This is a genomic window from Novosphingobium guangzhouense (genome assembly GCF_002896965.1).
Classification (GTDB): domain Bacteria; phylum Pseudomonadota; class Alphaproteobacteria; order Sphingomonadales; family Sphingomonadaceae; genus Novosphingobium; species Novosphingobium guangzhouense.
Genome location: NZ_LYMM01000001.1, coordinates 252706 through 267477, shown reverse-complemented (window position 1 = coordinate 267477; position 14772 = coordinate 252706). Strand labels below are relative to the sequence as shown.

General features: G+C 63.0%; 12 protein-coding genes. 7 read left to right on the top strand and 5 right to left on the bottom strand.

All coding sequences use genetic code 11. The annotated features are described in order from the left end of the window. Nucleotides 1-2: 2 nt before the first annotated feature. On the bottom strand, nucleotides 3-1079 hold the full coding sequence (locus A8V01_RS01020; RefSeq protein ID WP_103094189.1) for an efflux RND transporter periplasmic adaptor subunit: 1077 nt from the start codon (nucleotides 1077-1079) through the stop codon (nucleotides 3-5). A gap of 220 nt (nucleotides 1080-1299) precedes the next feature. Here A8V01_RS01020 and A8V01_RS01015 point away from each other — a divergent pair, with 220 nt between their 5' ends. The 3 genes from A8V01_RS01015 (at nucleotide 1300) to A8V01_RS01005 (ending at nucleotide 5116) form a co-directional block, all read left to right on the top strand. Beyond that, entirely contained in the window at nucleotides 1300-2028 is a 729-nt protein-coding gene (locus A8V01_RS01015) for a response regulator transcription factor (RefSeq protein ID WP_103094086.1), read from the top strand. 10 nt (nucleotides 2029-2038) lie between these two features. Beyond that, nucleotides 2039-3430, top strand: coding sequence for an ATP-binding protein (locus A8V01_RS01010; RefSeq protein ID WP_245892195.1), 1392 nt, complete (start codon nucleotides 2039-2041; stop codon nucleotides 3428-3430). 114 nt (nucleotides 3431-3544) lie between these two features. Beyond that, a complete protein-coding gene (locus tag A8V01_RS01005; RefSeq protein WP_170065792.1) occupies nucleotides 3545-5116 on the top strand; it encodes a sulfotransferase family protein in 1572 nt (523 codons plus the stop codon). Between the two features lie 54 nt (nucleotides 5117-5170). Here the strand turns inward: A8V01_RS01005 and A8V01_RS01000 are convergent, their stop codons facing one another. From A8V01_RS01000 to A8V01_RS00985, 4 genes are all read right to left on the bottom strand, one after another. Beyond that, the gene (locus A8V01_RS01000) at nucleotides 5171-7600 is read right to left on the bottom strand and encodes a TonB-dependent receptor (RefSeq protein ID WP_103094085.1); all 2430 of its coding nucleotides are present in this window, start codon (nucleotides 7598-7600) and stop codon (nucleotides 5171-5173) included. 196 nt (nucleotides 7601-7796) lie between these two features. Next, nucleotides 7797-8759, bottom strand: coding sequence for a sterol desaturase family protein (locus A8V01_RS00995; protein WP_103094084.1), 963 nt, complete (start codon nucleotides 8757-8759; stop codon nucleotides 7797-7799). 257 nt (nucleotides 8760-9016) lie between these two features. Continuing rightward, complete coding sequence (locus A8V01_RS00990; protein WP_103094083.1) at nucleotides 9017-10030, bottom strand: MBL fold metallo-hydrolase; 1014 nt, start codon at nucleotides 10028-10030, stop codon at nucleotides 9017-9019. A 30-nt stretch (nucleotides 10031-10060) separates the two neighbouring features. Beyond that, nucleotides 10061-11146, bottom strand: coding sequence for an MBL fold metallo-hydrolase (locus A8V01_RS00985; RefSeq protein ID WP_103094082.1), 1086 nt, complete (start codon nucleotides 11144-11146; stop codon nucleotides 10061-10063). A gap of 262 nt (nucleotides 11147-11408) precedes the next feature. Here A8V01_RS00985 and A8V01_RS00980 point away from each other — a divergent pair, with 262 nt between their 5' ends. The 4 genes from A8V01_RS00980 to A8V01_RS00965 all read left to right on the top strand — a co-directional run bounded on the left by A8V01_RS00980 (nucleotide 11409) and on the right by A8V01_RS00965 (nucleotide 14771). Continuing rightward, entirely contained in the window at nucleotides 11409-11882 is a 474-nt protein-coding gene (locus A8V01_RS00980; RefSeq protein ID WP_103094081.1) for a CopG family ribbon-helix-helix protein, read from the top strand. A 126-nt stretch (nucleotides 11883-12008) separates the two neighbouring features. Then, nucleotides 12009-13100 carry a putative urea ABC transporter substrate-binding protein gene (locus tag A8V01_RS00975; protein ID WP_103094080.1) on the top strand — a complete coding sequence of 364 codons (1092 nt, stop codon included), beginning with the start codon at nucleotides 12009-12011 and terminating at the stop codon, nucleotides 13098-13100. Between the two features lie 76 nt (nucleotides 13101-13176). Then, the gene (locus tag A8V01_RS00970) at nucleotides 13177-13992 is read left to right on the top strand and encodes an ABC transporter permease (protein ID WP_103094079.1); all 816 of its coding nucleotides are present in this window, start codon (nucleotides 13177-13179) and stop codon (nucleotides 13990-13992) included. Then, nucleotides 13989-14771, top strand: coding sequence for an ATP-binding cassette domain-containing protein (locus tag A8V01_RS00965; protein ID WP_103094078.1), 783 nt, complete (start codon nucleotides 13989-13991; stop codon nucleotides 14769-14771). Before A8V01_RS00970 ends, A8V01_RS00965 begins: the two co-directional genes overlap by 4 nt. Nucleotide 14772 lies beyond the last annotated feature (1 nt).

Sequence of the window (14772 nt, the reverse complement as noted above, 5' to 3'; positions counted from 1 at the left end):
CGTTACTGGTCCAGCTTCGCGGCCACGGCCTTGACGCTGGCACCTGCACGCGCCTTGTCGGTGCCTTCCACGATCAGCCGGTCTCCGGCCTTGAGGCCGCTGGAAATCAGCCACTTGTCGCCGATTGCCTGCCCGACCACGACCGAGCGCTGCTCCACCTTGCCCTGTGCATTCACGACAAGCGCGACGCCGTTGCCTTTAGCATCGCGAGAGATGCCTTGCTGCGGGGCCAGGATGGCGCTGCGCACGGTGCCCTGCGGGGTGTCGACCTTAACGAACATGCCGGGCATCAAAAGCCCGTCGGGGTTCGGGAATTTCGCGCGCAGGGTAACGGTGCCGGCTTCCGGGTCGACGTTGACCTCGTTGAATTCAACGGTGCCCTGCTGCGGGTACTGCGTGCCGTCTTCCAGCGTCAGCGTTACCGATGTGCCGGCGGGCATGATGGTGCCCTTGGCCAGACTCTTGCGCAGTTTCAGCAGGTCGGCAGATGACTGGGTGATGTCTACGAATATCGGGTCGAGTTGCTGAATCGTGGCCAGCGCATCCGATTGCCCGGAAGTGACGAGCGCCCCCTGCGTGAAGGCCGAGCGGCCGATGCGCCCGGTGATCGGCGCGTAGACGCGGGTAAAGCCAAGGTTGACCTGTGCCGTGCGGATCGCTGCCTGATACTGGTGCACCGATGCGGTTGCAGCGCGGGCAGAGGCGATGGTTTCGTCTCGGTCCTGCGCGCTCACCGCGTCAGCCTCGCCCAGCGTACCGTAGCGGCGGGCCTTGGCCTGGGCGCTGTAGAGCGTGGCCTGTGCGTTCTCCAGCTGCGCGCGCGAGGTGTCGAGCGTAGCTTTGTAGAGCCTCGGGTCGATCTGGTAGAGCGGCTGTCCGGCCTTAACCACCGAACCCTCGGTGAACAATCGCGCCTGAATGATGCCGTCCACCTGCGGGCGCACCTCGGCGACGGCGGTGGCGGCGGTGCGGCCTGAAAGCGAAGTCGATACGGTTACCGGCCGCGCTGTCAGGGTGACCACGCCGACCTCGACGGCCTGCTGCTGCGGTGCCGACTGCCCCCCGCACCCGGCGGTCATGACGGTGGCAAGCGCAAGGGCGGAAGCTACGGCAAGATGCCGGATGGAAGGTTGCAACCCGAAGGCTCCTTTAACGAGGAACTTGTTTGGGCGCCGTATCCTGCCGAGGGGGCCGTGCGGGCAAGCCTCGGCGCGTTTCGGCGTGTTGCGTCGTGCAACCAAATGTCGCGCCATGTATCTTGGGGCAGACAAGGAAACCGAAGCGGATTAGACCCATCCCATGACCGCAACAGCCCCCGTAGCCAATGGGCGCATCGTCATCCTCGAAGACGATCCCGACATTCGCGAACTCATCATCGGCCAGCTCTCGCGCGAGCCACAGGAGGTTGAGGCCGTGGGCACCGTGGCCGAACTGCGTGCGATCCTGAAACAGCGGCACGTGGACCTCCTGATCCTGGACCTGAACCTGCCGGACGGGGACGGGCTGGACTTGTGCCGCGAACTGAGCGCGTCCGGCCATCAGGGGGCGATCATGATGGTGACCGCGCGCGACGATGCGATCGACCGCGTGCTGGGGCTGGAACTTGGCGCCGATGATTATCTGACCAAGCCCTTCGAACCGCGCGAACTGCTGGCGCGAGTGCGCAACCTTTTGCGCCGCGCCCGCGTGGTGGATCAGGGGCGCCCGCGCGGGGCCCGTTTTGCGCGGTTCGGTCCCTGGCGGCTTGACCTGCACCAGCGCCGCCTGGCGACTGACGATGACCGGCTGGTGATGCTGTCCTCCGCCGAATACCGGCTGTTGCGGCAGTTCGTGGAAGCGCCCAACCGCGTCCTGTCGCGCGAGGAACTGCTGCCCGAACGCAGCGCGACGGTGGCTTTCGACCGCACCATCGACATCCAGATCAGCCGCCTGCGCCAGAAGCTTGCGGGCGTGCAGGGCGGAACGGATCTGATCCTCACGGTGCGCAGCGAAGGCTACGTGCTGCCAGGGCCGGTCTCGTTCGAATGAGCCGACAACGGTGACGGCCTGTTCGGCTCCCCGTCCGGGGCGGTTGCGCGATATCCTGCGCTGGTTGCGGGCCTATCCTTCGTCGCTGGCGGGGCGGTTGACGCTGATCTTGGTGATCGGGATGCCGGCCTCTACCCTTTTCGCGCTGCACGTGTCTCAGACCTGGAAGGACAACGCCTTCGTTCAAAGGCAGCACGAATCCGGCATGGCCAGTGCGGTCGATATTGCCCGCCGCTATGAACTGGCGCCGGAGCGCACCGACAAGTGGCTGGATTCCCACTTCATCCTTGGCGCGCACAAGGCCGATGCGACAATGGCTGCAAGCGGGTGGGATCCGGCTTTGTCGCGCAGCCTGAGCGACCGGCTGGGGTATCCGGCAAAGGTGCGCAAGCTGCAGCGACCGGAATGCTTCTCCACTTTCGTGCGCTATCCCCCGGCGGCGGGGATGAACACCGATCCGCTGCCGGATTGCTGGCTCGTGCGATACGTCAATGCGCAAGGGGTGGAGCGGCGCTTCGTCGTGGACTTGCTGCCAAACCCCGACCGCGGCCAGCCCCCGGTGGGGCCGCCTTATCTTGAACTTATCGTCATTGCGGGCGCCCTGTTGGGCCTGCTGACTGCGCGGATTGCCACCGCGCCGCTGCGGCGCATGGAAAGGGCGGCGCGGCAATTCTCGCTCGCGGGCGATCTTGAACCCATCCCCGTCAAGGGGCCGAGCGAGGTGCGCGCCGCGCTGGAAACCTTCAACCTTGCGCAGGAGCGCGTGCGTGAGGGCCTGCGCGAACGTACGCAGATCCTCGCCTCCGTCACGCATGATCTGCAAACGCCGCTGACCCGGCTGCGCCTTCGTCTGGAACAAGTGGACGATGAGGCGCTGCGGGAAAGGCTGGTCGCAGATCTTGCCGCGACACAGCAGATGGTGCGCGATGGCCTTGATCTGGCGCGCAGCAACGAAGTGCGCGAGCCGTGGGCGGTGATCGACGTCAATTCCGTGCTCTCCGCGCTGGCCGAAGATTATGCGGAAGTAGGCCGCGAGGTGACCTTCGTCGAACAGACGCGAGTGGAGGCGTGGGTAAAGCCCAACGCGCTGGGTCGCGCGCTGGCCAACCTTGTCGACAACGCGCTGAAATACGGTGGTTCGGCGCAATTGTGCTGCATGATCGAGAGAGGTAATCTTGTCATCCAGGTCGCCGACCGCGGCCCCGGCCTGCCTGATGAAGAAATTGAAAACGCTTTCCAGCCGTTTCGTCGTCTTTCCACGAGCACAGGAACCGGCACGGGTATCGGCCTGACGATCGCGCAGGCGCAAGTCGCGACTTTCGGAGGTGTCGTTACTTTGCGCAATGCGAAGGACGGGGGGCTCGTAGCGGAAATCCGGGTGCCGATGCGGCGGCTGCGGTGATTGGCGCGATTGTCAGGTGCGCGCGGCCTGGTTAGGCTTGGCCATCTGTTCCAGAATGAAAGTCGCGGCCACATCGATGACCTGCACATTCCCTCGTCTGACGATCGGTCGCGCGTGACGCTTGAAGCACAGGCAAGAGAGGCGCTGCGGCAGGGGGCTTTACAGGCGGCAGCGGCAGCGGCGGGGGCGCTGGCGAAAGGCAGCCCGGATGATCCTGCCGGCTTCTTCCTGCTGGGCATCGTGGCGGCGGAAGCAGGGCAGATTGCGCGAGCGGTGCCACTGCTTGAAGCGGCGGTAGCGCGTGGGCCGCACGCAGAACATCTGGCGCAACTGGCGCGGCTTTTGATCCTGCTGCGGCGGGATGGAGAGGCGGCAGAGGCTGCGACGCAGGCGATGGCCCTTTCTTCGAAGGGCGCCCCCACCGATGCGCGCACGTTCGACACGATTGGCTGCGTTCTTGCCCGGCTGGGCGACCATGGGGGATCGCTAGCCCCGTTCACGGCGGCGGTGGCGGCAGAGCCGTGGAACCTCGACTATCGCTACAACCTTGCGTCCGCATGTGGCTTCACCGGCATGGTGGAGGACGCGCGCGGGCATTATGAGGCGATCCTTGCCGCCGATCCGGGCAATGCGCGGACGCACTATGCGCTTTCCATCCTTTCGCGCCAGACGGCGCAGTCGAATCATGTCCCTCGCCTCGAAGCCGCGCTGGCAGCCGCGCCGGAGCCCCACGATGCCCTGCGCATCCGTTATGCGCTGGCGAAGGAGCATGAAGATGTCGGCAACGCCGCGGAGGCTTTCCGGCACCTGTCCGCGGCCAACGATGCGCACAAGCGCGCCATCGGCTACAATTTCGCGCAGGATGCCGAGATATTCGATGCGATTGAGGCAGTTTTCGGCGGCGCGGGTCTGCCGGCCGGAACGGGCCATTCCGGCCCCGCGCCTATCTTCATTGTCGGCATGCCGCGCACCGGCACCACTCTGGTCGACCGCATCCTTTCCTCTCACCGCGAAGTAGAGGCGGCAGGGGAACTGCAGGCGATGCCGCTGGCGGTGAAGCAGCTCGCCGGCACACCCTCGCGCCGGGTCATTGATGCACAGACCGCGAAGGCGAGCGCGGGGCTGGATGCGCAGGCGGTTGGCTCGGCCTATCTCGCGCGTGCCGCCAATCATGTCGCGGGCGTGAAGCCCAGGTTTACAGACAAGCTTCCGGCCAATTTCCTCTATGTCGGCCACATCGCGCGGGCCTTGCCCGATGCCCGGATCGTGTGCCTGCGGCGCAATCCGATGGACACGATCTGGAGCAACTACAAGAACCTGTTCGCCAGCGGATCGGCCTATTACGCCTATTCCTATGACCTGATGGACATCGCGCAGTATTATGCGCGCTTCGATCGGCTGATGGCGATGTGGGAGGGCTTGCTGCCGGGCCGGGTGTTGCAGTTGTCCTACGAGGCGCTCGTTTCCGATCAGGAAGGCGAGACGCGGCGGCTGCTGGCTCATTGCGGGCTGGACTGGGACAACGCCTGCCTGTCCTTCCACAAGAACAGCGCCGCTGTGGCGACGCCCAGTGCCGCACAGGTCCGGCGGCCGATCAATGCCGACGCGGTGGACCGCTGGCGCGCTCACGAAGCAGCGTTGCAGCCGATACAGGCGTGGCTACAGGCGCAAGGCATGGCGGTTTAGGGGCAGGGTGCCGAAGCGCCCTCCCGTTGTGGGGAAGGGCGCTTCGTTTCATGCTCAGTACTTGATGCGGGCTTCCACGCCAACGGTGCGTGGATTGATCACCGTCTCACGATAGTAGCGAACGGCCACACCATCGTTTACGCCGATGCGCGAACGGTCCTGACCGACCGAGGCGATGGCGTACTTGTCAAAGATGTTGTTGGCGAAGAGGCTGACGCTGAACTTGTCCGTATCGTAGGACAGCGTCGCACGGTGCAGCACGTAGCCCGGAATCTTGGTGCCATAGCCCCGATCCCAGCCAAGGCGCGACACCACGTTGCCGCGATAGGTCGCGGTCCAGTTGGCGCTGAACACACCTTCGCCCATCGGAACGGTGTACGTTGCACCAAGGCTGCCCTGGTTCTTTGCCGAACCCGGCAGACGATCCCCGTCGAGAGCGTCGATTTGCGTGAACTTGGCGGGCAGGTCGGGGTTCTCGTCCGACTTGTACGGACCGTAGTAGCCCGGAACCGGACGGATGGTGATGATCCCCGGTACATCCTCGGTCAGCTTGGCGTCTGTATACGAGTAAGTGCCCTGGATCGTCAGTGCCGGGATCGGCTTGAACTGGAACGAGGTTTCGAAGCCCTGAGACTTGGCCGAGCCGCCATTCACCGTGATGCCGGTAACGCCATAAAACGTCGCCGAGTCCACTTGGATGCCGTCCCACTTGATGTGGAAGACGTCGAAGTTGAAGGTCAGCTTGCGGTCGAGCAGCTGCATGCGCACACCGATTTCCGCGTTTCTTGTCTTGTCGGGGCCATACTGGACTTCGTTTGGAAGAGCGCAGGCGTTTTGCTGATCAGGCGGGACAGGGTTAGGGCAGGGCGCGACGCGGTTGGGGCCGCCAATGCGATAGCCCTTGCTGTAAGTCGCATAAAGCATGAGGTCGGGGGTGAAGTTGAAGGAGGTGTTGAACTTCCAGACCCAGCCGTCCTGCTTGGCGTTGCCGCCCGCAGCATCCACATCATAAGGGCTGAGTGGATCGCCCAGCAGCGGAAGCACCAGCGCACCCTGCACGTTGGAGGTGTACTTGAAGTAGCGCGCGCCGCCGGTAACCTGCCATTGCGGAACGATGCGCAAGGTTCCTTCGCCGAAGATGGCCTTTTCGGTCACCTTCGACTTGGTATAGCTGACATATTCCAGCTCATCGGGATTGGTGCTCAGGTCGGCCAGGCCCGGTGTGTGCTCTGCATAGTCGTTGTGGTACTTCTGTTCGTTGTAGAACCCGCCGAGAACCCAGTTGAACGGACCGCCGTGCCGCGAAACCAGGCGGACCTCCTGGTTGACCTGCTTGCGCCGACCGAACGATTCGTTCCAGCTGGAGAACGCCGAAAAGCCTTCATAGCCATAGTCGAGGTCCAGCAGCAGGTCGGTGTTGTCTGCTTGCGACCGCGTGTGGACGTTGGTGTACGCTGTCGTCGATACAAGGTCCGCGATATCCGCGATGTTGGCGTTGATTTCCATGCTGGCCAGATGCGCGCGGCGGTTCACCGGCTCTGCATAGCGGCTTGCGTTCTCGTACCTGCCCGATCCCAGCACGCCTGCGCTGTTGGACTGCGCGCCGTCGGTCTTGGTGCGCTGGAATGCGTAAGTAAAGATGACCTTGAGGTCTTCGCTGGTCTGCAGCAGCAGTTGGTTGCGCGTGGTGAAGGTCTTCTCGAAGTTGAGATCCTCGCGCTTGTGAAGGTTGGCGTTGTAGGCATCGCCGGTCGGCCGCTCGGTGCCGTTGGGCTGCGGGTTGGAAACGCCCGGCTCGTTGATCAGGAACGGATAATCGATGAAGCCGGGGTCGTAATAGTAGCCGGTTGATGACCGGAAGGCGATGTGGTCTTTCACGATCGGGATGTTGATCATCCCGTCCACCTGATAGCCAAGGTCGACCGCGTGGCTCTTGGTGTAGAGACGGCCGTGCGCCTCGGCCTCGTAGGCATCGGTGCTGGGGCGGTTGGGGATATAGCGGATCGCGCCCGCCAGCGTACCGAGGCCGTAGAGCGTGCCTTGCGGACCAAGCAGCGTCTCCACGCGCTCGATATCGAGCAGCTTGAAGTCGTAATAGAGCGGAACTTCGCCCAGGTACACGCCGAGCGAGTCATCATAATTGGAACCGGTGGAATCGGTGTCCGATGCGTTGAGGCCGCGCAACACGATGCTGCCGGTCCCGCCGGGGCCGGTGTCGGATATGGTCATACCGGGCGTGAAATCGGCCAGATCGCGCACGTCGTCGATCCGCTGGCGGGCGAGTTCTTCGGCGCCGAGCGCGGAGATGTTGATCGGCGTGTCCATGATCGTCGTGGCGCGGCGGGTGCCGGTAACGATGATGGCGTCGCCCTCTCCGGCAGACGATGCGGCGGCTTCCTGCGCCATGGTGGGAACGGCGAGCGCCGTGCTGGTTATCATCGTGGCGGACAGCAGCCCCGCTCTCAATTTCGCGCGATATGTCATGTGCTTCCCCAGTTTCGGTTGACATGCCCCATGCCCGGCCCGCTCCTTGGTCGCGCCCGGTGGGTTGGATGTGAGGACCCTCATTCACGCGCCGGCCATCGCTTGACGGATGTTGCGCCGACGCACTTGCACTGTCCCCGGCCTTGGATTGTTCGCCGAGGGTTCGCTCCCGTGATACCTTGATCTATATTGCGGCTCAGCCAGCCGATTGTGCCGCGTCGGCATGTCTTGCCCTGATGCGGTCGATCAGGGGCTGGAATGGGAACAGGAACTGTTCCCGGATTGACAGGCGCTTCAGATCGTCTTGCCCGACCACGCTGGCCTCGCCTTCCTTGTAGGTGCCGAACACGCGGTCCAGCAGGATAAGCGAATTGCCGTAGTTGCAGCGCGTGCTCTCGTAATCGGTCGAGTGGTGCAGGCTGTGGTGGCGGATCGTAGTGAATACGAAGGAATAGAATTTCGGCGGATCGGCGCGCACGTTGGCATGAGCAAACGTGGACACCACGCCCAGCACGTTGAAAGCGCAGAACAGTGCGGTCAGCGAAATGTCGAACAGTGCCACCACGCTCAGGCTGATGAGGAACAGTTCGATCGGGTTGCCCACCGCACCTTTGGCTGCGTTCAGTTGGGTGATGTGGTGATGCGGCGCATGAGTGAGCCAGAACGGCGTAGAATTGTGCATCAGGCGATGCATCCAGTACTGGCCGAATTCGATCAGGAAGATCACCAGCGCCACCTGCAGCAGCCAGGGCAGGTGCATTGCCCATTGGGTGGTGATGCCCAACGATGCCTTGATCGCCTTGAGCGGTTCCTCGGCAAGCGCGTTCGACGTCCATGAAATGACGGTCGCGCTCAGCACCACGTAGAACAGGTCGGTGAAGAATTCGCGCCAGTTCATCCGCCATCCGGCGTGCCGCTCGTTCACGAACTCCAGCCCCTGCACCAAAATCGTGATCAGTGCGGAAGTAATGATGATCGTCCAGCCGTTTTCGGTCAGCGCCTTGGGCGCGAAGGCCCAGAATGCGACGACCACGGCGACGAAGGCCGGCGGCACAAGGTTGAAGAGCTGCTGTTTCACGGTGCCCGCGTCGTCGGCGACAAAAGCCGTGCCGGGCGCGTCCCCTGCAAGAACCGTTTTGCTGACTGGCAGTTGTTCCATCGAAAACCCCCCATCCAGACCGGTTGACCGGCCTGCCGTTACAAGATTCTCTCTCCCCGTTTCTTCGCTCTGCCAGGCGATATGGCACACGGTATGGATATTACGTTTCTCGTCAAGCGTATTAATTTGGCGTTGGTATCTTTTGGCGACGAGCGGTGCGATATCGCGCGGTACGGTCGTTTTCTGATGCAGGAGTAACACGATCGCACCATTCGCCCTTCGCCGCAGAGCAGGTCTGCTCGCGGCCGAATCGGCTTTCACGAATAGCGGTACGGATTCTTGTCGATCGTCGTCGTGCCGCGCGTCTGGTTGCACAGGAACACGGTGCCGGTGAAGTAGATGCCCGGCTTCGTAATCTTCTGCGCATAGTCCCACGCCTCTCGCAGTTGCTGCACGCTCATCTGCACAGGTGCTTCGTCCGGCTGATAGGTCATGCCGTAGGCGTAATCCTCGCCGTCCCTGCTGATCTCGACGTGGCAGCCCATGACGTGCGTGACCGGGTGCGTGTCGCAAAAGGCGATCAAGCGCTTCATGCTGTCGTACCAGGGCTCCCAGAAGCTGATGTAGCAGCGCCCGCGATAGAACATGTCGCCGGTATAGAGGATCTGCGTGTAACTGTCGTAATAGGCGAATTCGGAGACGACGTGGCCCGGCGATCCCCAGATCAGGATATCGCGCCCGCCAAGGTCCAGCGTTACCCGTTCCTCCGGGAAGTTGGTCATGCCCCAGAAGCCGACCATCTCCTCGTGCGTCAGGCCCATGTAGCGGGTGCCCGGCCGGTCCGCGAACTGGTTGGTCGCTGCATAGTGATCGTCGTGAAGGTGGCTGAAAGCTACCAGCAGTTCCATGCTTGCCGGGTCGCGGCCGTTGCGTCGGCACCAGTCGTCAATGCATTGGTCGACGACGGCGCGCAGGTCATAATCGTTGCGCAGCTGCACATAGCCTTCATCCAGCAGCAGCACGCGGTCATTGCCGAAATAGAGCGGCGCAAACGGGGCTTCGTAGCTGTAGGCCTTGTTCTGGCGCAGGATCGCGGTGTGCGGGTTGTACCAGTGGACCTGCACCGGCGGGTCGGTGTTGTCCATGCACGAAGACGACCCGCAGATCCACTTGTCCGGGAAGCTGCCGGCTGCGGGCAGGTTTGCCTTGAAGTCGATCGGCGGTGGGCGCGTCGCGGCAACAGCCGCGTTCGAGAGGGACGTAAGCGCCGCGCCGGTCAGCGGTACGGCGGCGACGGCGGCATTGTAGGTGAGGAAAGAGCGGCGATCCACGGTGCGGTTTTCCTTGCGCGAAATGAGGCGTCAGAACGGGTGCGGGGCGCGGATGTTGGGTACGCCTTCGGGCCAGACGGACGTGCGCTGGTCGGGGCTGACGCCGTTGAACAGCACGAAATCCGGGCGGATCAGCATCATGTCCTTGCCTTGCACCGCGCGCGCGGCGTCCAGCGCCTCGTCGATGAGGTCCGGCGTCATTTCGAGCACGCGTTCGTAAGGCTTGAATGTGGCGAAGCGCGGGTAATACTTGCCGGGGACGAACATCATCTCGATGTGCCCGCCCAGCAGCCATTTCACCGGATTGGCGGCGGCGAAAGCCTTGAGCCGCTCAAGCGAGGCGACGAAGTCGGTATCCTTGCCGATGTTGATCTTGCCAGGAAACAGTAGGTCGCCGGTGAACAGCAGGTCGCAGTAGGGATCGTAGAAGCTGACCCCATCCTTGTGCGTGCCCGGCGTCGGGATCACCGTGATCGCCCGGTCGCCAAGGTCGATCCTGCCGGTGCCGGAAGGCCAGCCGGCGATGCCGTATGCGCGTTGCATCAGGGCCGTCGGTTTGGGCACGATGGTAGTATCAGGCCGGTCCGCGAACTGCACAAGACCCTGATTCTGAGCGATATCCTCTGCCGAGGTAAGCGCGATCGTCAGTGGCACCTTTGCGCGCCCCCGCGCCTTTCCCCAGCGCGCGATGATGGCGTCCACCGTTTCGCGCAGCGGATAGTGCGCGGCGTTGGTAGTAGCGCCGGTATCGATCAGCAGCGCGCCCTTGTTGCCGAAAAGAAGGTACGTGAACGGCGCTTCCCAGTGGATGCACACGTTCTGGCGCAGCACGAAGGTATCCTCGTTGTACTGCACCACTTGCACGCGCGGGTCGCGATTCCTGGCCGCCACGTTGGACCCGTAAGTCCAGCGGAACGAAAGGCTTCCCGCCGCGGGGCCATCGCACGCATAATTGTGGACTACCGGCTTGTTGCGGTGCAGCGGCAATGCGCTGTCGGTATTGCGCACGCCGGGCGGGTTGTAGCCGAGCGCCGGATTGCCATTGGGATAGGCGCGCCCGGTAGCGGCCTGGGAACTGCCGGAAAACCCGGTATTGCGGGTGGGAGTGCGTGCCAAGGATTGCCCCCTCGATGGCTGCCGGAGAGTGGCCCCCAGCTCTATCGCAGGACAGCTTATCGATATTACAAAATGTGACAATAGTATTATTATTGTGCAAGTGCAGTATCACGGATGGTCGATCTGGCGCTGTCAACGGCCGCGCGCTTGGTATAGGGGAGGGGTCTTGCCGCTCGTGCGACAGGATACGTTTCGCGATTCACGATGATCCAAAAAGGGGCGCCGCTTGAGCACCGATCCCGCCAGTCTTGCCCGTCTCAGCATGAGCCTTCCCGCAGACCTGTTCCGCCAGCTGGACGCGATGGTGGAGGAACGTGGGCTGCCTTCGCGTTCGCAGCTGATCGCCGAACTGATCCGCCACGCGCTGGCCGAACATGAGGCGACGACGCGGCCGGAAGAGATGCTGGCTGGCACGATCACGCTGGTCTATCGCGGCGACAAGGGGCGGGTGCGCCACCAGCTGGCGCAAAGTCAGGCGGAATACCTGAAGGAAGTCATTTCGTCGCAACATGTGTTCCTCGAAGATGACCAGTCGATGGAAGTGTTGCTGGTGCAGGGACCGGCAGAGCGGCTGAAGGAATTGTGTGATGCGCTGCGGGCCATTCGCGGCGTGCATCAACTGCAGCTGGTTACCACCACCGCGCTGCTGCCGCCGCTCCACGAGCAGGACGAGGTCGCTGCCAGGGTTTCCGAGATCCCGGGCAAACAGCAGCCGAAAGATGAAGTGGCAGCCTGACGGCGCCCGCATGATGCACAAGCGCCATAGTGCGCGAAAGTATTACAAAAATCGAACGTCGTAATAATTTTCGATGGACAGCGGCCCGAATCGCAGCAATGTTGCAATGCGAAAGGGGACCGAGTCATGATCGTATCGATCCGCAGCATTGCCAAGGCCGCACTGATGGCCACCGTGATGCCGGGGGCACTTCTCACCGCCGCCTGTTCGCAGGCGCCGAGCGAAGCACCCAACCGTACCGAATTCAATATCGGGTGGTCGATCTACGCGGGCTGGATGCCTTGGCCCTATGCCCAGCAAGCCGGTATCGTGAAGAAGTGGGCCGACAAGTACGGGCTGAAGATCAATATCGTCCAGGTCAACGATTACGTCGAATCGGTGAACCAGTACACCGCAGGCAAACTGGACGGCGTGACGGTGGCCAACATGGATGCGCTGACGATCCCTGCAGCCGGTGGAAAGGACACCAGTGCGATCATCGTCGGAGACTATTCCAACGGTAACGATGGAATTCTGATGAAAGGCGCCGGTGACCTCAAGGCGATCAAGGGTCAGTCGGTCAATCTCGTCGAACTTTCGGTGTCGCATTATCTGCTGGCACGTGGACTGAACTCTGTCGGCCTGCGGATGCAGGACGTGAAGACGGTCAATACCGGCGATGCCGATATCGTCGGGGCCTTTGCCAGCCCCGACGTCAAGGTCGCGGTGGCGTGGAACCCGCAGCTCAATGCGATGAAGGCGCAGCCGGGCGCGAAGCTGGTGTTCAGTTCGGCCGACATTCCGGGCGAAATCCTCGACCTGCTCTGCGTCGATACCGCTACGCTGAAGGCCAATCCCAATCTGGGCAAGGCGCTGGCAGGCATCTGGTACGAAACGACCGCGCTGATGACGCGCCAGGATGCAGAAGGCAAAGCCGCCCGCGCGGCCATGGCCAAGCTGGCAGGGGCCACGCCGGAATCGTTCGACAGCCAGCTGAGCACCACTTTCCTCTATTCCGATCCGAAGGCCGCCGTCGCCGCAGCCGATGCGCCCGCGCTTGTCACCACGATGACCCGCGTGCGCGATTTCAGTTTCTCCAAGGGACTGTTCAAGGGCGCCAGCTCGGCCGACGCGGTGGGCATGTCCTTCCCTGGCGGCAAGACGCTGGGCGATGCGCAGAACGTGACGCTGCGCTTCGACGACAGCTTCATGAAGATGGCCGCCGACGGTAAGCTTTGAAAGCGGTCCGCCATTGCGAGAGGGTCGCGGTGGCGGGGCGGGATAAACACAAGACTCCACAGGTGGGATCACGACAATGCGCTGGGTGAATCGTCAGGTCGGGCGAGGGGGGCGGGTGCTCCTGGGTGCCACGCCGATCCTGTTGCTGCTGCTGGTCTACATCGTCATGGCCGCGAGCCGCCATGCGGTGAACCCGGCTGACAAGATCCTGCCGCTGCCCGGTGCGATGGCCGACAGTATGGCGGCGCTGCTCTTCGTACCCGATCAGCTTACCGGACAACTGGTGTTCTGGGCGGACACGCTTGCCAGCCTGCAGCGCCTTGGCATCGGCCTTGGCATATCGACCCTGATGGCCCTGGTGGTGGGGCTTGCGCTTGGTGTGCTGCCGCCGGTGCGCGCCACGTTCGGCCCGCTCGTCACCGGCATCGCGGTGATCCCGCCGATCGCGCTGCTGCCGATCCTGTTCATCGCGCTGGGCCTTGGTGAAACGGCCAAGGTGGCGCTGATCGTCATCGGCATTGCCCCGGTCATGATCCGCGACATTGCCGCCCACGTTTCCGCGCTGCCAAAGGAGCAGGTGATCAAGGCGCTGACGCTGGGTGCGAACAGCTGGCAGGTGATGATCCGCGTCGCCCTGCCGCAAGCCATGCCGCGCCTGCTTCACGCCATCCGTCTTGCGCTGGGCCCGGCCTGGGTGTTCCTGATCTCTGCCGAGGCGATCGCGTCGGACGTCGGGCTTGGCTACCGCATCTTCCTTGTCCGCCGTTACCTCTCGATGGACGTGATCCTGCCTTACGTAGCGTGGATCGCACTGCTGGCCATCGTCATGGATGCGGCGCTCACCTTCCTCAGCCACAGGCTGTTTCCTTGGGCACATGGAGAAAGCCATTGAGCACGCTCCTGAGCTTCCGCGACGTTTGGGTCGAATATGGCGACCGGATCATCATTGAAAAGCTGAACCTCGATATCGAGGAAGGCGCCTTCGTTTCCGTCGTTGGCCCTTCGGGTGCGGGCAAGAGCAGTTTCCTGCGCCTGATTCTCGGGCAGGAGGGACCAAGCCGGGGCGTCATCACTCTCGACGACACGCCGCTCAAACCCGAATGCGGGCCGGATCGCGGCGTCGTGTTCCAGCGCTATTCGGTGTTTCCGCACCTTTCTGCGCTACGCAACACGATCCTCGGGGTCGAGTGCGAGAAGGCCCCCGTGCTTGGCCGCTTGTTCGGCAGCGCCCGCCGCGCGGCGCAAGAGGAAGCGACCGAGATGCTGACAGCGGTGGGCCTTGGCCACAGTCTTGACCTTTATCCCGCGCAGATGTCGGGCGGGATGCAGCAGCGTCTAGCGATCGCGCAGGCCCTGGTAAAGCGTCCGCGCATCCTGCTGCTGGACGAGCCGTTCGGCGCGCTCGACCCCGGTATCCGAGCCGATATGCATGCGCTGATCCGCAATCTGTGGCGCAAGTATTCGCTGACGATCGTGATGGTCACGCACGACATTCGCGAGGCATTCACGTTGGGCACCCGCGTCCTCGCGCTCGACAAGCGCCGCCACGATCCGCACGCACCGCACCGTTTCGGCGCCACCGTGGTCTACGACCTCCCGATGCGCGAACGCGCAGAAGCGTCTTCAGAAGAAAATGAAAATATTACGATTGACGTAAAACGTAATAACTGAA